Source organism: Vibrio xiamenensis (genome assembly GCF_900100015.1).
GTDB lineage: Bacteria > Pseudomonadota > Gammaproteobacteria > Enterobacterales > Vibrionaceae > Vibrio > Vibrio xiamenensis.
In genome coordinates this window covers 114,749-132,126 of record NZ_FNDD01000006.1, presented here as the reverse complement: position 1 = coordinate 132,126, position 17,378 = coordinate 114,749, and the positions used below count along the sequence as shown (strand labels likewise).

The following is a 17,378-nucleotide window of genomic DNA, read 5'->3' as shown; positions in this document are numbered from 1 at the left end:
TAGTTTATGGCTCGTTTTTTCATAGATAGACCCATATTTGCGTGGGTTATCGCGATCCTTATTATGCTCGGCGGTATTCTTTCGATTAATACTTTGCCGATCGAGCAATATCCGCAAATCGCGCCGCCATCAGTGAGCATTTCTGGTTCGTACACTGGTGCGTCAGCGAAAACCGTTGAAGACAGTGTAACTCAGGTTATTGAACAGAACATGAACGGCATTGATAACTTGCTGTACATGTCGTCAAACAGTGACTCTGCGGGTAACTTCCAAATTTCGCTAACGTTTGCAACCGGTACCGACCCTGATATCGCTCAGGTTCAAGTCCAGAACAAACTGAATGCGGTAGAATCCAATCTGCCTGATACTGTGGTCAACCAAGGTATTACAGTGGCAAAATCCACCGACAGCTTTTTGATGGTGGTGGGTTTCATTTCTAAAGATGGCTCAATGAATAACACTGAGCTTGCCGACTATGTGGTTTCCAACGTCAAAGACCCGATCAGTCGCGTTCAAGGTGTGGGTGAAGTGCAAGTGTTTGGCGGCCAGCACTCGATGCGTATTTGGCTCGATCCAAACAAACTGAATAAATTCAACCTGACGCCAAGCGATGTTACCAGTGCTATCAGTAGCCAAAACACTCAAGTTTCAGTGGGTGAATTGGGCGGTACACCTTCAGTACCAGGCCAACAGTTGAATGCCACCATTACTGCGCAAGGGCGTTTAAGCTCGGTAGATGAGTTTGAAAACATCCTGCTTAAAGTAGACACAGACGGCGCGCAAATTCGTGTCAAAGATGTGGCTCGCGTTGAGATGGGCGGTGAAGACTACTCAGCCGTTGCTGAATACAATGGTAATCCTTCAACCGGTATTGCAATCAAATTGGCATCTGGCGCTAACGCTCTAGATACTGCTGATGGCGTACGCGCAAAAATGGATGAGCTGGATGATTTCTTCCCTAGTGGTTTGCAAATCGTTTATCCATACGACACCACACCATTCGTAAAAATCTCAATCGAAGAAGTGGTTCATACTTTGATTGAAGCGATCGTACTGGTGTTTATCGTCATGTACGTGTTCCTGCAAAACTTCCGCGCTACCTTGATTCCAACCATTGCGGTACCTGTAGTATTGCTGGGTACTTTCGGCATCATGGCAACACTGGGTTACTCGATTAACACTTTGACCATGTTTGGTCTGGTGCTCGCTATCGGCTTGCTGGTGGATGACGCCATCGTCGTGGTGGAAAACGTTGAGCGGGTAATGGAAGAAGATGGCCTCTCGCCGCGAGAAGCAACGCGTAAGTCGATGGGACAGATCACCGGCGCGCTTGTTGGTATCGCTCTCGTTCTGAGTGCGGTATTCATTCCGATGGCATTCTTTGGCGGCGCAGCGGGTTCAATTTATCGTCAGTTCTCAATAACCATCGTATCTTCAATGGTGCTATCGGTATTGGTGGCGATGATTCTAACGCCTGCTTTGTGTGCCACTATCCTAAAACCGGTTAAGAAAGGTGAGCATCACGGCGTTAAGCATGGTCCGCTCGCTTGGTTTAATAACGCGTTTAATTTTGGTACCGACCGCTACCAAGGCGTGGTATCAAAAGGGGTGAATCGTAAGATTCGGTATATTGTGGTTTACGGTGTTTTGGTGTGTGGTTTGGCGTTCTTATGGAACCGTATTCCAACCTCGTTCCTACCAGAAGAGGACCAAGGCGTCTTGATGACCATGATTCAACTACCAACTGGGGCAACTCAAGAACGTACGTTGAATGTTATCAAAGACTTGCGTCGTCACTTCTTAGAAGACGAAAAAGAAAACGTGGTCTCAGTGTTCTCGGTTGCAGGCTTTAGTTTCGCCGGACGTGGTCAAAACATGGGCTTGGCGTTCGTGAAACTGAAAGATTGGGATGAGCGTACTCGCCCGGATCAGTCGGTAGACGCGATCATCGGCCGTGCTTGGGGCGCATTGTCGCAAATTAAAGCAGCGCAAATTTTCGCTTTCAACTTGCCGGCGATCCCGAGTTTGGGTAGCGCAAGTGGTTTTGATGCGTATTTGGTTGACCGTGGCAACCAAGGTCACGAAGCGTTACTGCAAGCACGTAATATGCTGCTTGGCATGGCAGCGCAAGATCCAGACCTGACCGCAGTTCGCCCTAATGGTATGGAAGATTCGCCTCAGTTCCGCATCGACATCGACTACGAAAAAGCGATGGCGATGGGTGTGGCGGTGAGCGATATCAACTCAACGCTTTCCACCGCTTGGGGTTCTGCCTATGTGAACGACTTTATCGATAACGGTCGTATCAAGAAAGTGTACGTGCAAGCGGATGCGCCATATCGTATGGATCCAGAAGATATGAAGCTTTGGCATGTGCGTAACTCGGATGGCGACATGGTGCCGTTTGATGCTTTTGCAAGTTACCACTGGACTTACGGTTCACCACGTCTAGAACGTTTTAACGGTTCACCATCGATGAACATTCAAGGTTCGGCCGCTGCTGGCAAGAGTTCCGGTCAGGCGATGGATGCCATCGAAAAACTCGTGAAACAGTTGCCACCAGGCTTCGGTGTTGAATGGGGCGGTACCTCTTTCCAAGAGAAACAGTCTTCATCACAAGCAGGCTTGTTGTATGGTATTTCACTGCTGATCGTATTCTTGTCGCTAGCGGCACTATACGAAAGCTGGAGCGTACCGTTTTCCGTTATTCTGGTTGTGCCACTGGGTATTTTGGGTGCGATTTTGGCCGCAACGTTCAAAGGGCTGTCTAACGACGTTTACTTCCAGGTTGGTCTATTGACGACCATAGGTTTGTCGGCGAAGAACGCGATTTTGATCGTTGAATTTGCCAAGGCACTTTACGATGAAGGCATGGATTTGGTTAAAGCCACCATCGAAGCGTGTCGTATGCGTCTACGTCCAATCATGATGACTTCGTTTGCGTTTATTCTGGGCGTATTGCCATTGGCACTTAGCTCTGGTGCAGGTGCGGCGAGCCGTAACGCGATCGGTTGGGGTGTGGTCGGCGGTATGTTATCAGCCACCTTGCTATCAATCTTCTTCGTTCCAGTATTCTTTGTGCTTGTGATGAAACTGTTCCGCACAAAACCAAGAAGCGTAGAGCAATCAAATGTGGCAAAGGAGACCACGGATGCAAACTAAGCTGTTATCAATTTTAATAGCCGGCGTACTCGCCGGCTGTAGCATGGCTCCGGATTATCAGCGTCCAAATGGTGATGTGGATTCTTCTGGTTGGTCAAATGCCGAAAGCCAAGTGAGCAACGCCACCGTGCTGCCAGACTGGCAAACGTTCGTTGCGGATCCACGTTTACAATCTTTGATTCAAAGCGCGCTTGAAAACAACAAAGATCTTCGTCAGACCATTTTGAGCGTGGCATCGCTACGTGCACAATACCGCATTACCGATTCAGACCGCTACCCTGGTTTGGGTGTGTCGGGCAGCAGCACTCGTTATAAAGTCAACGATGCATATACCGGTGCAGGTAAGGCATATGTATCGAATTACCAAGCGACCGTGGGTGTCACCAGCTATGAACTTGACTTATTTGGTCGAGTAAAAAGCTTAAGCGACCAAGCGCTTGAAACTTATATGTCGGCCGATGAAGGGCGCCGCAGTGCCGTGATTTCGTTGATTGCGGAAGTGACATCAAGCTATATGACCTTAATGGCCAACCAAGAGCTTTTGTCATTGGCTCAAGAAACGGTAAACGCGTACGAAGAGACGTTAAAGTTAGTTGAAACTCGTTATAAAGCTGGTTACAGCGACGCTTTGACTCTAGCTCAGAGCCAAACTGCGCTTCACAGCGCACAGGCCACGGTTGCTCAGTATAAACTCGCGGTTGCACAAGGCTACAATACCTTGCGTCAATTGGTTGGAGCACCGATTCAAGATCGTCTTGAAGGCAAGTTGCCGATGGAAGAAGGTCAGATTCTGTCTGAGCTTGAAGTCGGCAGTTCGTCTGATTTGCTGCTTTCACGCCCAGATGTTTTGGCCGCTGAACATACGCTTAAAGCGGATAACGCCAACATTGGCGCCGCTCGAGCCGCGTTCTTCCCGCAAATCAGTTTAACTGCTGGCGCGGGTACGCGTTCGAATTCGCTTGATGGCCTGTTCTCTTCAGATTCCGGCTACTGGACTTTTTCGCCATCGATCAGCATGCCAATTTTTAATTGGGGCTCAACGCAGGCGTCATTGGATATCGCCAAGATAACCAAAGAGTCTTCGATTATTGCTTATCAACAAACCATCGAAACTGCGTTTAAAGAGGTTTCAGATGCGCTACTTGGTCAGCAATATTACATGGAAGAGTGGACGGCACAAAAAGCCAACCTTAAAGCCAACAAAGACTACTATGATCTTGCGAAAATGCGCTACGAAAAAGGTAATGACAGCTACATCGACCTACTTGATGCTCAGCGTTCATTATTTAGCGCACGAGAAAGTGAATTGTCTTCGCACCTTAATTTGCTCACCAGTCGTGTAAGCTTATACAAAGCGTTAGGTGGTGGCTGGAAAGCTGCGGATGAAGAACAAGCGACATCCGTTGCTCATGCGTTAGAACGTATGGACCAGCGTAGCGAACAAGAGAGCGACGCAGAGTAATAACGTATCTGCGAGTTAATATCAAAGCCTCGGCATTTGCCGGGGCTTTGTCGTATTTAGGCGAAAATATTTAACGGTGACAATGTCACTTATTGTTAATGTGGCTCTTAATAATAAGATTCCTAGCAAACTCGATTGACGCAAATTATTGCTGCGTTACTCTTTACATATGAAATTTCATATATGTATGCAGATTCAATGACACCTTTAGTTGTCTTTAAAAGTTTGTCAGAAGACACTCGTTTAAAAATCATGATGTTACTTACGATACATCCGGAACTTTGTGTGTGTGATTTACAGCAATCGCTGGCGTTAAGTCAGCCGAAAATCTCGCGCCATTTGGCGGAGCTTAGGCGTCATCAACTGCTTGAAGATGAGCGCCGCGGAAAATGGGTTTACTACCGTTTGCATCGTGGTCTTGAACCGTGGGTCATTCAAGTGTTGAAGACGACAAGCGCGGATAATCAAGCATATATGAAAGCGTGTTTGCAGCGATTGCTTAAACCTTGTGAACAGTGTGAATCGTAACCAGTTGTTTGGAGTTGTGTGATATGGGGCTTTTTGAACGCTACCTAACGGTTTGGGTTGGGCTAGCGATTGTCGTGGGTATCGGGTTGGGAAGTGTATTTCCGCCGTTATTTTCATTGGTTGCTGGGTTGGAAATCGCCCACGTCAACATTGTTATCGCAGTGCTTATTTGGTTGATGATTTTTCCAATGATGGCGCAAATCGATTTTTCTTCGCTTAAGGATGTTGGCAAAAAGCCCAAAGGTTTGCTGCTTACTTTGGTGATCAACTGGCTTATCAAGCCATTTACTATGGCGCTGCTAGGTTGGCTATTTTTTAAGGGAATATTTGCCAGTTGGGTCGACCCTCAAACGGCGAGTGAATACATCGCTGGCATGATTTTGCTTGGCGTTGCACCTTGTACCGCGATGGTGTTTGTTTGGAGTCAACTCACCAAAGGTGATGCCAACTATACGCTGGTACAAGTATCGATTAACGATGTGATTATGATTTTCGCTTTTGCGCCGATTGCCGCCTTTTTACTCGGTGTTACTGACATCAGTGTGCCATGGTCGACCCTGTTGTTGTCGGTGATTTTGTATGTAGTGATTCCGTTGATTGCAGGAGCTGTCACTCGCGCTAAATTAGACAAAGCCAACGATCACTCAAGGCTTGAAGGCTTTCTGCATACAATGAAACCTTGGTCGATCATCGGATTATTGGCAACCGTGGTTCTGCTGTTTGGCTTTCAAGCCGAGACAATATTGTCGAATCCGAGTGCGATTATTTTGATTGCCATTCCGCTACTGATTCAAACCTACAGTATTTTTGCCATTGGTTATTGGTTGGCGAAAAAACTCAAGCTGCCGCATAACATTGCCGCGCCAGCGTGCATGATAGGGACTTCGAATTTCTTTGAATTGGCCGTTGCTGTGGCCATTTCTTTGTTTGGTTTACATTCTGGAGCCGCGCTTGCCACTGTGGTTGGCGTATTAGTCGAAGTACCAGTGATGTTGTCTTTGGTGTGGTTTGCCAACCGAACGCAGCATTGGTTTGATTAATTGTTGGGTATATTGGTATCAACACAATGAAAAAGGTGAGCTTTAAGCTCACCTTTTTGTCACTCAGAATGTATGTCATTTAGGACTTTGATACTTAATCCCAAACTTCCGACGCAATCTCTTCGATCAAACGAATTTTATTCCACTGCTCTTCAACGGTCAGTTTGTTGCCTTCTTCTGTCGAAGCAAAACCACATTGTGGGCTAAGGCATAAGTTCTCAAGCGGAACATATTGACTCGCTTCTTTGATGCGCGCCTTGATGGTTTCTTTATCTTCAAGCTCGGCAAATTTCGATGTGACTAAACCCAGTACCACCTTACTGTTTTTGTTGTTCCAGTGACGAAGCGGCTCAAAACTGCCAGAGCGGTCAGAGTCGTATTCTAAAAAGTAACCATCGAATTTCGTCGCAAACAGTTCCTTGGCAACGGCTTCATAACCACCTGAAAACAGCCATGAAGAGGCATGGTTACCACGACAGATATGGGTTGTTATCACCATATCTTCAGGTTTGCCTTCTAAAGCACTGTTAAGGATATCGGTACAGATTTGCGCAGTTTTCTGTGGATCAATTCCTTTTTCAAGCAGTTGCTGGCGTTTTTCGGCGTCAATTAAAAATGCCCAGTTGGTATCATCAAACTGCAAATAGCGACAACCAATGGCATAAAATGCTTGAATAGCTTGGCGGTAAGTTTCGGCAAGATCTTGATAGAACTCATTTAAATCTGGGTAGATTTGGTTAATTTTTGATGAGCCATCATTGGCGAGCACTTCCTGGCGCAGCACCATGGTCGGGCTTGGAATGGTCGCTTTAGCAACGCAGCCATCACCTGTTTCTGCCAATGTTTTTAATATTGAAAAATCACGTAAGAAAGGGTGCTGCGGATTAAATGAGACTTTGCCCGTAAGACGAATGTTATACGCAGGCGCCGCTTTGCCGCTGAATTTTTGGTTATAAGCCTCAGGCGTATAACCTTCGATACCGTTGAGATGCTCGAGAAAATCAATATGCCAAAATCCACGGCAAAACTCACCGTCAGTAATGACTTTTAAACCGGCTTTCTTCTGCTCGGCAACGAGCTCTTTCACAGCAGTGGTGTAAGTATCAAGTAAAGCTTCTTGGCTGATGATTCCGTTGGCGTAATCACGGCGCGCCTGATGAAGATGAGAAGGTCGTAGATAACTGCCGACAACATCGGAGCGAAAAGGAGGGCGAATGGCCATGAAGAGTACCTCGAACTGAATGCAAATTTGAATCTCAATAGTAGTAGATGGCTAGATGTCTTTGAATGGAATTCTATTCATCATCAGTATGAATTATTTTCAAGTTTCAGTGCGGAAATATTGGTGTAATCACATTTAGACCATGGTATATGCAACAAGATTAAACCATTATATTAGTAGGGTTGATTTATTAACATACGAAAGTTAATGGAAAAATGGTGGTCACAATGTTTAGGAATTTGAAATTGGGTTCAAAGATTGGACTTGGGTTCGGTGTTGTATTGGCGCTGCTTTCTGTGGTGTTAGGCGTTGGGCTATATGCTCTGGAGCGGGCCAATGAGGGAATTACCGATTATCGTTCTTTAGCGCGCGAGACCAACTTATCCGGACGACTTCAGGCGAATATGCTAATGATTCGCATGAATGTGAAGGATTATCTGATAAACCAGAGTGATCAGAATCTTCAACAGTACAACGATTATCTCACTAAAATGCGCGGTTTTCTTGAACAATCTAAGAGTATGGTTCATGACCCTGAGCGCGCTGCAAAAATTGCTGATGTTGATAAAGCGGTGATGGAATATCAAAACGCGTTTACTCAAGTGACCGACTTGATAAATCAACGCAATCAGGTTTACAGCTCACGACTGGTCCCCGCAGGTGAAACCATGCGCAGTCAGCTTGATAGCATTATTCAATCAGCTTACCGAGATGGAGATGTGCAAGCGTCCTACCAAGCAAGTCATGTGCAGGAAACCATGCTGATAGGGCGTCTGAATGTTGTTAAGTTTCTACAAACTAACCTAGATAGCGACTTTGACAAAGCTATCTATAACATGGAAACCGACCTAAAAGGCGATATCTCAGAGCTAGACCGTCATTTGCAAAATCCCGAGCGTCGAACGTTGCTGCGAGAATTTGTTTCTGCTTACCAAGACTACGTCAAAGCGATGCACGACATCCATAGTTTGATCGTTACCAGAAACGACATCATTCACAACACGTTAGATGTGGTTGGCCCTAAAGTCGCTCAAAACGTTGAGGACATGAAACTTTCGGTAATGAAAGAGCAAGACACGCTTGGTCCTGAACTTAAAGCCACCACAGAACAAAGCATAAATCTTACGCTAACTTTGTCAGTCGTGGCCATAGCCGCGGGCATACTGGCTGCGTATTCGCTGACCAAATCGATTACTGGGCCTATTCGCCAGGCAGTCGATGCGGCTAATCAACTTGCGAAGGGCGATCTTAGCATTAGTATTCAATCAACCAGCAAAGACGAAACCGGCCAACTTCTTCAGGCCGTGCAAAATACTGCAACGAACCTCAAGCAAATGATTGCAACTATCTCAAGTGCCAGCTCTGAACTGGCATCGTCTTCGGAAGAGTTGGCGGTGGTAACCGAAAAAACCTCGCAGGGAATTGGCCAACAGGAAACCGAAACCGAAATGGTGGCAACGGCGATGAATGAAATGGCGACAACGGTTCATGATGTGGCCGACAATGCAGCTAAAGCCTCAGAAGCAGCCAATCAAGCGGACCGAGAAGCGAATTCAGGCTCTGCGGTAATAAAGCAAACCATCAGCTCAATTAATTCGTTAACCGCCAGCGTCAATGACTCTTCACAAAAGCTTGATGAAGTGCAGCAGCAAGTGCTCAATATCGGGAGTATTTTGCAAGTGATTCGTGAAATTGCCGAGCAGACTAACTTACTGGCACTCAATGCGGCGATAGAGGCGGCAAGGGCGGGAGAACAAGGGCGTGGTTTTGCGGTAGTTGCCGATGAAGTGCGCTCGCTTGCCGAGAGAACTCAGGGTTCAACGTCTGAAATTCAATCGATTATTGAACAGTTGCAAGTGGGAACAAAAAGCACCGTTGATGCGATGAATCAAGGTAAAACCGAGGCGGATAACTGTGTTGAACAAGCGAATAAAGCCAGTGCAGCGCTCGCAGCGATTACGCATGCCATCAGCGTGATTAATGATATGAATATGCAAATTGCCAGTGCGTCAGAGCAGCAAAGTACCGTTGCTGAAGACATCAACAAGAGCGTTGCCAATGTGCGCATGGTGGCCGAAGAAAATGCGATTGCGTCGAACCAAACCAGTAGCTCGAGCGCAGAAATTGCTCGCCTCGCAGTGGACCTTGGACAACTGGTTTCCCAGTTTAGGGTGTAGCAAACACTAAGTGATGAAGTAGACGAGTATTTAGCGGGAAGAAACGACAAAGGGAGCCACTTAGCTCCCTTTAATCATGGATGTGAATTTGTCACAGTTTCCAATTACGCTTTGGCAAACAGATAAGTGCGATATCCGCCAATGAGATTGCGCGCTTTGTAGCCACGATTCACCAACTGACGATACGCAACGTTACCACGTAACCCAACTTGGCAATAGATAACGATTTCTTTATCTTTTGGCAGTTCATCCATACGTTCGCGCAGCTGATCGACCGGAATATTAACTGCACCTTCAAGGTAGCCATTTTTCAACTCACCCGGATTACGCACGTCGAGCAGCAGTTGGTTGTCTGTAAGGTTGTCGATTTGGTCAAAGTGAATCGGAGTCGAATCGCCTTTGATGATGTTATTGGCAACAAAGGCCGCTTGGTTGATGACATCTTTCGCACTGCCGTACGGCGGCGCATAAGTCAGTTCAAGATGCTGTAGCTGTTCGACGGTCATACCGGCACGTTGTGCCACGGCCATAACGTCAATACGTTTATCGACACCATCTTTACCCACCGCTTGAGCACCAAGGATCTTGCCGGTTTTTGGGTCAAACAACATTTTGAACGACACAATTTGCGCGCCAGGGTAATAGCTTGCATGGCTTGCAGTGTGGACATAGACTTTCTCATACTCAATGCCATCACGTTTGAGTTGTTTTTCATTTTTACCCGTTGAGGCCACGGCTAAATCGAAAATCTTACAAATAGCGGTGCCTTGCGTACCTTGATAGCTCTCGCTTCTGCCAAGCATGTTGTCTGCTGCCATGCGCCCTTGACGGTTAGCAGGGCCGGCCAGTGGTACCAGCGTTGATTGTCCGGTGACAAAGTCTTGCTCTTCAATCGCATCGCCAACCGCGTAGATGAAAGGATCACTGGTTTGCATCTGTGCATTGGTGTAAATACCGCCAAGCGCACCAATTTCAAGCCCAGCCTCTTTGGCCAGTTTGGTTTCAGGACGAACGCCAATTGCCATGATCAAAATATCAGTGCTTAGGCTATCCCCATTATTTAGCGTCAGTTCAAGCTCGCCATTAATGTGCTGCTTGCCAGCTTGCCCTTCGTCAATGCTGCCAAGTGAAGTAGTGGGTTTAAATTCCACTGATTGCAGAGCGCAACCTAAGCGAAGATCGATGCCCTTATCGCGAATTTCTGCATGAGCAAAGCCTGCCATTTCGCGGTCGACTGGTGTCATCACTTGGTCTGCCATTTCTAACAAGGTCGTTTTGATACCGAGCTGGTGAAAGGCTTCCATCATTTCCAAACCGATAAAGCCGCCGCCAACCACGGTAGCATGGCTAGGTTTATTGGTTTGAATGGTTTGAATAATCTTATCCATGTCTGGAATATTACGAAGCGAATGGGTCAGCGGGTTATCAAGGCCTGGAATTGGCGGAACGATTGGGCCTGCGCCTGGGCTAAGTAAAAGAAAGTCGTAGCTTTCTTGGTATTCACTTTGGTCGACGAGATTGCGGATAGTAATGGTTTTTTCATTGCGATTAATGGCCACGACTTCATTCATTACACGAACATCGACGTTAAATCGGGCGAGGAAACTTTCCGGGGTTTGCAGCAGTAAGTTACCGCGCTCTTTGATGTCTCCACCGATGTGATATGGTAGTCCGCAGTTCGCAAAAGAAACAAATGGCCCACGTTCAAACATAATAATTTGGGCATCTTCGCTCAAACGACGAGCGCGAGCGGCAGCAGACGCGCCTCCTGCAACACCACCAATGATCACTATCTTAGTCATAATTTACTCCAAGTTTTAATGATACACAGCGCGTTAAACCAAGCTCCGCGCTGTGATTCGAGACTAATTTAAACCTAATTTTTTCAAGAAATAGGCCGCGGGGCATATCCCCGTAAAGGCACTTTGAATCAGGTTGACGCCGACAAATACGGTCAACCAGACAAAATTAGGATGAACAAAAACCGTTAGGATGACGGATAGTAGAACCATACAACCCGCTAATACTCTTACACCGTTCTCGACTGTCATAGCATTACCCTCCAATGGATGATTGCAAACACTATAGTTTTTTAAATTAGAAATGTCTAATGTTAAGTTGTCTAATTTTATCTAAGCTAAATAAGGTTTGACTAATATACATTTATTAGTAAACTCTAATTCATTGACTTGTATGAGGGTAGACGATGGAAGCTGTCGATATTGTGACGATGAAGAAAAATGCAGCGGAAGTCTCTGAGCTGCTACGCATTATGGCGCACCCAGAGCGTTTGATGGTGCTGTGTCAACTGACCAAAGGGGAAGTGGGCGTAAGTATCTTGCAGCAAGGGTCATCTTTGAGCCAATCGGCGTTTTCTCAACATTTAACGGTACTGCGCAAGCACGGGCTGATTCAAGCACGCAAAGAGTCACAACAAGTGTTCTATTCATTGGCGGATACGCGCGTTACCGAACTTATTCAAAGCTTACAGACCACATTTTGTGGCTAATCATTTTTAATTTAAACGTATCGAGGTAGTTATGACGTTTTCCATTCCTTGGGAATCTTTAGCTGGAGGCATTTTATTAGGTATTTCAGCAACTTTAATGTTGTTGTTAAACGGAAAAATCGCGGGTATCAGTGGCATTTTAACCGGGTTGATGACGCCAAAATCGAAAGATTTTGCTTGGCGTCTGCTGTTTGCGGTAGGAATGATTTCAGGTGGGGTACTGGGCGCTGTCGCCTTAGGCGCTAAGGTGCCAACCTCATTTAATACCAGTACTGCGTTACTTGCGATCGCCGGCCTATTAGTTGGTGTGGGTACACGTTTGGGTAACGGTTGTACCAGTGGACATGGTATTTGCGGGATTGGACGTTTATCAAAGCGCTCGATTGTCGCGACGTGCATTTTTATGGCTGTGGCAGCCGCGACCGTATTTGTTCGCGTTCATGTTCTATAACCGACTGATTTTACAATAGGTAGCAATTTACAATAGGTAGTAATAATGAATCGATTCGCTTTTCGTTTGACGTCAATGTTGGCTGGCGTGCTGTTTGGCTTAGGCATGGTGATTTCTGGTATGGCAGATCCTGCCAAAGTCCTTGGATTTTTAGATGTGGCGGGTGTTTGGGACCCAAGTTTGATGTTTGTGATGGGCGGCGCGCTCGCAGTCTTTATGCCAGCGTATTTTTTGTTGATAAAGCCGCAACAAAAACCGCTCTACGCTGAGCAATTTAACCTCGCTAAAAGTCAGACTATCGATCGCCGGTTGGTTTCTGGTGCGGTGATTTTTGGATTGGGTTGGGGGATCGCTGGGATTTGTCCTGGACCTGTGGTTTCAAGTTTAGCGCTGGGCAATTCTGGAGCTTGGGTGTTTTTTGCCTGCATGATGGCCGGACTAGGAGCAACCAACTTATTGATCTGTATCGCCAATCGTAAGCAGCATCATACTCAAACCGCTTAACGCTATTACGCTTTTTGTAGCGTAAAAGTGAGACATCACTAAGGAGAGTAACTACATGAAATGGTTAATTTTAAGTGTTGCCGCGGCGCTGTCTAACAGCGCGGTGGTTCACGCCGAGCAGAGTAATCTGCTGTTTAGCGTAAAAAATGAGTTACTTCCACAAGTGGTGGAGCTTGATGGGGTTGTGCAACCCATCAATCAAGGTACGGTCGCATCGCAAACTTCTGGACGTATCGTTGGGCTTAACGTTGATGTTAATGATTACGTTAAGCAAGGGACGGTCCTCCTGGAGATCAGTGCTGTCCAACAATCGGCCTCGTTGGACGCCGCGCAGGCGCAGCTCGCCAGTGCTATCGCTCAAGACCGAGATGCGGCAGCGCAAGTTAAACGCTATCGTTTGTTGTTTCCTAAAGGGGCGATTTCACAGGAGTTAATGGACTCTGCTGAAGCGAAAGCGCGCTCTAGCGCAGCGGCGGTGCGCTCAGCAAAGGCTGCGGTAGCGCAAGCCAAAGAGTCGCTTGGATATACCAGTGTCACTGCGCCATATGACGGTGTCGTCACTCAGCGGCATGTTGAGCTGGGTGAAACTGTGGCGCCTGGTACGCCGCTAATCAGCGGCTTTTCAACCGATAAACTGCGGATTGAAGCGGAAATCCCACAGCGTTATCAACCAAGCGTAAACCGTGTTGAGCAATTTGAAGTGGTATCGCCGCAAGGCAAGCGGGTGCTGCCGATTCAATACAGCTTGTTTAGTTATGCCGACCCTCAGTCACATACCTTCAAAATTCGTCTCAACCTGCCTGAACAAATTAATGAGTTTGTGCCGGGGATGTGGGTCAAAACTGAATTTCACTATGCCGATCGCGACACTATGCTGATACCCAATAGCGCGATTGTGCGCCGCGCTGAACTCAGCGCTGTGTATCGAGTGAATGGTGATGAACGTTTACTCAATCCAGTGCGCCTCGGGCAGACCTACGGTGATTACACCGAAGTACTCTCAGGCTTAGAGCAAGGTGATGTCATTTCAACCATGGCGCTAAATAACCAGCAAGGGAACTGATATGGACAGACGACTCGGCATTTCGGGTCGCATTGCTGCGGCCTTTCAAAATTCAGCCATGACCCCTTTGCTCGCACTTGTTGGGCTATTAATGGGATTGTTTGCGGTGATGGTGACGCCTAAAGAGGAAGAGCCGCAAATCGATGTGACATTCGCGGATGTCTACATTCCCTTTCCCGGCGCATCGCCAGCTGAGGTGGAAAGTTTAGTCACCACACCGGCTGAGCAAGTGATCTCCGAAATTCAGGGCATCGACAAAATTTACTCATTTTCTCAGCCAGATGGCGCCATGATTGTGGCTATCTTTGATGTCGGTGTCACGCGCAACGATGCGGTGGTGCGCATCTATAACAAACTCTACTCCAATAAGGACTGGATGCCGCAAGGGGTGGGAGTGGGTGAGCCCATCATCAAACCCAAAGGCATTGAAGATGTGCCCATCGTAACGCTTACCTTGGCCGATAAAAGCGGTCGATTAGACCAACAACAGTTAACTCAAGTCGCTCACGGTTTAGAAACTGAACTCAAACGTATTGATGGCACGCGTGATATTTATACGGTTGGCGGCCATGACACGATTGTCGATGTTCGTTTAGACCCAGCCAAAATGAACAGTTTTGGTATTACTTTAGATGCCCTTAATCAGCATTTGCCAGCGGCGAATTCCAGTTCAACCATGTTGTCGTTAACCCATGATAATCAGACCTTTCCTTTGCAAGTTGGCCAGTTCTTGACTCGCGTTGAAGAAGTCAAACAGCTGGTTGTGGGTTTGCATAACAACACCCCAGTATATTTGGAAGATATCGCCAGTGTGAAATTTGGCACTAATACGCCAACTCAAAATGTTTGGACCAGCGACAAACAAGGAATTTATCCTGCAGTGACGTTGGCTATCGCCAAAAAAAGCGGTGAAAACGCGGTTAATGTCGCCAGCGCGGTCGAGTCGCGAGTCAATGAGCTCAAAAATACGCTGATCCCGCAAGGCATTGATGTAACAATCACCCGCGATTACGGAAAAACGGCGGCAGATAAAAGTAACACGCTTATCGGCAAATTGGCGTTTGCCACTGCCGCTGTGGTCATCTTGGTCGTCCTCGCTATGGGCTGGCGTGAGGCCATCGTGGTTGGGCTTGCGATTGTTGTCACCTTGATGATCACCTTGTTTGCGTCTTGGGCATGGGGCTTTACGCTCAATCGTGTGTCGCTGTTTGCGCTGATTTTTTCAATTGGTATTTTGGTCGACGATGCTATTGTGGTGGTTGAAAATATTCACCGTCATATGGCGATAGGTAAGAAAAAGCTCACTGAATTGATACCCGCAGCGGTGGATGAAGTGGGCGGCCCGACCATTCTTGCCACACTGACGGTTATCGCAGCCTTGCTGCCGATGGCGTTTGTTTCAGGATTAATGGGCCCCTATATGAGCCCAATTCCGATCAATGCCTCGATGGGCATGTTGATATCGCTTGCGGTCGCGTTTGTGGTTTCGCCATGGCTGGCTGGGCATTTTCTCAAATCAGCATCTCATGATGATCACCATGAGCAAACGAATAGCTCGCATCCGTTTTTCCACCGTATGATGGCGCCGTTTGTGACCGCCAAACATCAGGGCCGTAACCGCGTCGTGTTACTTGTGGTGATTTTGGCGCTGATTGCGGGCTCCGTATTATTGCCTGTGTTTCAAGCGGTAGTGCTAAAAATGCTGCCGTTTGACAACAAATCCGAATTCCAAGTTGTGCTCGATATGCCAGATGGCACCTCACTTGAGCGCACCCAAAGAGTGCTGTTTGAGATGGGCCAAGAGCTCAACAAAATTCCGGAAATGGAGAGTTATCAAATCTATGCTGGCACCGCTGCGCCAATTAACTTTAATGGCTTAGTACGCCACTATTTTATGCGCAGCGAAGCGAACCAGGGCGATATTCAAGTCAACTTGGCGGATCGCAAACAGCGTGAGCGAGACAGCCACCAAATTGCGAGCGCGGTTCGCCCAATGCTCAATCAAATTGCCAATAAATTTGGCGGTAAAGTCAAAGTGGTCGAAGTACCGCCAGGGCCGCCGGTTTGGTCGCCCATTTTGGCGGAAGTCTACGCGCCGACACCAGAGCTGCGTAGCCAAGCGGCAAGGGAAGTTCGCCAAGTATTTCGTGCAACCGAGGATATTGTTGATGTGGATATGTATTTGCCCGAGCTGCATCAAAAATGGCAAGTGGTGATTGACCGCAGTAAAGCCGCGCACTATCAAGTCGCTTACGCTTCGATTGTGGATGCGCTGGCAACTTCGATTGGTGGTAAAGCGGTGACGTATCTACACAGTGAACACAGCAAATACCCGGTGCCGATTCAAATTCAAGCCAGCGAAACGGCCAAAGTGCGTTTAGAGCAGGTTTTAAATATGAAAGTGAGCAGCGCGACAGGCAACGCCTATGCGTTATCAGACTTAGTGTCGGTGCGTCAAACGCCGATGGACGACTACATCGTGCATAAAAACATGGTGCCGATGGTGATGGTGGTCGGTGATATGGCTGGCAGTGTTGATAGTCCGTTATATGGCATGTTTAATATTGGTAGCGCTTTGAACAAACAGATGCAGGTTGAACAATACTATATCCACCAGCCAGATGGGCTGCATGGCGTGTCGATATTGTGGGATGGGGAATGGACCATCACTTACGAAACGTTTCGCGATATGGGCATTGCGTATGCCGTGGGTATGGTGCTGATTTACTTGCTGGTGGTGGCACAATTTAAATCTTATTTAGTGCCGCTTATCATCATGGCGCCGATTCCTTTAACCATTATTGGCGTGATGCCGGGGCATGCTTTGCTTGGCGCCCAGTTTACCGCAACGTCGATGATTGGCATGATCGCGCTGGCGGGGATCATAGTGCGTAACTCGATTTTACTGGTCGATTTTATCAATCAACAAGTACAGGCGGGAGTGGATTTTTCGCAAGCGGTGATCCAGTCGGCCGCGGTGCGCGCCAAACCGATTATGCTGACCGCGCTTGCGGCGATGATTGGCGCTATGTTTATTCTTGATGACCCGATTTTCAACGGTCTGGCGATAAGCTTAATCTTTGGTATTTTCGTTTCGACGATTCTGACTTTGCTGGTTATCCCAATATTGTATTACGTGGTAATGCGAAAGCGTTTTGTCAGCCTTTAATTGGGCTGTGAGCAGTTTATCACCCTGAGATGTAACGATAAAAAAGCCCCACTAAATTTCTGATTACTAATGGAAACTGGTGGGGCTTTTT

General features: G+C 47.2%; 13 protein-coding genes. 10 read left to right on the top strand and 3 right to left on the bottom strand.

Annotated features, from left to right (window positions below):
• Positions 1-6: 6 nt before the first annotated feature.
• The 4 genes from BLS03_RS07100 to arsB all read left to right on the top strand — a co-directional run bounded on the left by BLS03_RS07100 (position 7) and on the right by arsB (position 6,192).
• Entirely contained in the window at positions 7-3,162 is a 3,156-nt protein-coding gene (locus BLS03_RS07100; RefSeq protein ID WP_093271506.1) for an efflux RND transporter permease subunit, read from the top strand.
• A complete protein-coding gene (locus BLS03_RS07095) occupies positions 3,152-4,624 on the top strand; it encodes an efflux transporter outer membrane subunit (RefSeq protein ID WP_093271504.1) in 1,473 nt (490 codons plus the stop codon). Before BLS03_RS07100 ends, BLS03_RS07095 begins: the two co-directional genes overlap by 11 nt.
• 198 nt (positions 4,625-4,822) lie before the next feature.
• Positions 4,823-5,152: a metalloregulator ArsR/SmtB family transcription factor gene (locus BLS03_RS07090; protein WP_143015602.1), complete on the top strand. Its 330-nt coding sequence runs from the start codon at positions 4,823-4,825 to the stop codon at positions 5,150-5,152.
• A gap of 23 nt (positions 5,153-5,175) precedes the next feature.
• Positions 5,176-6,192: an ACR3 family arsenite efflux transporter gene (gene arsB, locus BLS03_RS07085; protein WP_093271501.1), complete on the top strand. Its 1,017-nt coding sequence runs from the start codon at positions 5,176-5,178 to the stop codon at positions 6,190-6,192.
• A gap of 94 nt (positions 6,193-6,286) precedes the next feature.
• Here the strand turns inward: arsB and BLS03_RS07080 are convergent, their stop codons facing one another.
• Positions 6,287-7,414: a 5-methyltetrahydropteroyltriglutamate--homocysteine S-methyltransferase gene (locus BLS03_RS07080; protein ID WP_093271499.1), complete on the bottom strand. Its 1,128-nt coding sequence runs from the start codon at positions 7,412-7,414 to the stop codon at positions 6,287-6,289.
• A gap of 245 nt (positions 7,415-7,659) precedes the next feature.
• Between BLS03_RS07080 and BLS03_RS07075 the strand changes: the two genes are divergently transcribed.
• Complete coding sequence (locus tag BLS03_RS07075; protein ID WP_176765541.1) at positions 7,660-9,591, top strand: methyl-accepting chemotaxis protein; 1,932 nt, start codon at positions 7,660-7,662, stop codon at positions 9,589-9,591.
• Between the two features lie 104 nt (positions 9,592-9,695).
• On the opposite strand, the gene BLS03_RS07070 is transcribed toward BLS03_RS07075, so the two are convergent.
• Together BLS03_RS07070 and BLS03_RS07065 are read right to left on the bottom strand one after the other, a co-directional pair.
• Positions 9,696-11,393, bottom strand: a complete 1,698-nt coding sequence (locus tag BLS03_RS07070; RefSeq protein ID WP_093271494.1) for an FAD-dependent oxidoreductase — start codon at positions 11,391-11,393, stop codon at positions 9,696-9,698.
• A gap of 63 nt (positions 11,394-11,456) precedes the next feature.
• Positions 11,457-11,642 carry a YgaP family membrane protein gene (locus BLS03_RS07065; protein WP_093271491.1) on the bottom strand — a complete coding sequence of 62 codons (186 nt, stop codon included), beginning with the start codon at positions 11,640-11,642 and terminating at the stop codon, positions 11,457-11,459.
• Positions 11,643-11,797: 155 nt separating this feature from the next.
• On the opposite strand from BLS03_RS07065, the gene BLS03_RS07060 reads away from it, so the two are divergent.
• From BLS03_RS07060 to BLS03_RS07040, 5 genes are read left to right on the top strand one after another with little or no spacing between them, the layout of a single operon-like run.
• Positions 11,798-12,100, top strand: coding sequence for an ArsR/SmtB family transcription factor (locus BLS03_RS07060; protein WP_093271488.1), 303 nt, complete (start codon positions 11,798-11,800; stop codon positions 12,098-12,100).
• 31 nt (positions 12,101-12,131) lie between these two features.
• Positions 12,132-12,551 carry a YeeE/YedE family protein gene (locus BLS03_RS07055; RefSeq protein WP_093271486.1) on the top strand — a complete coding sequence of 140 codons (420 nt, stop codon included), beginning with the start codon at positions 12,132-12,134 and terminating at the stop codon, positions 12,549-12,551.
• 45 nt (positions 12,552-12,596) lie between these two features.
• A complete protein-coding gene (locus tag BLS03_RS07050) occupies positions 12,597-13,055 on the top strand; it encodes a YeeE/YedE family protein (RefSeq protein WP_093271483.1) in 459 nt (152 codons plus the stop codon).
• 55 nt (positions 13,056-13,110) lie between these two features.
• Entirely contained in the window at positions 13,111-14,118 is a 1,008-nt protein-coding gene (locus BLS03_RS07045) for an efflux RND transporter periplasmic adaptor subunit (protein ID WP_093271480.1), read from the top strand.
• A gap of 1 nt (position 14,119) precedes the next feature.
• A complete protein-coding gene (locus tag BLS03_RS07040) occupies positions 14,120-17,287 on the top strand; it encodes an efflux RND transporter permease subunit (RefSeq protein ID WP_093271478.1) in 3,168 nt (1,055 codons plus the stop codon).
• Positions 17,288-17,378 lie beyond the last annotated feature (91 nt).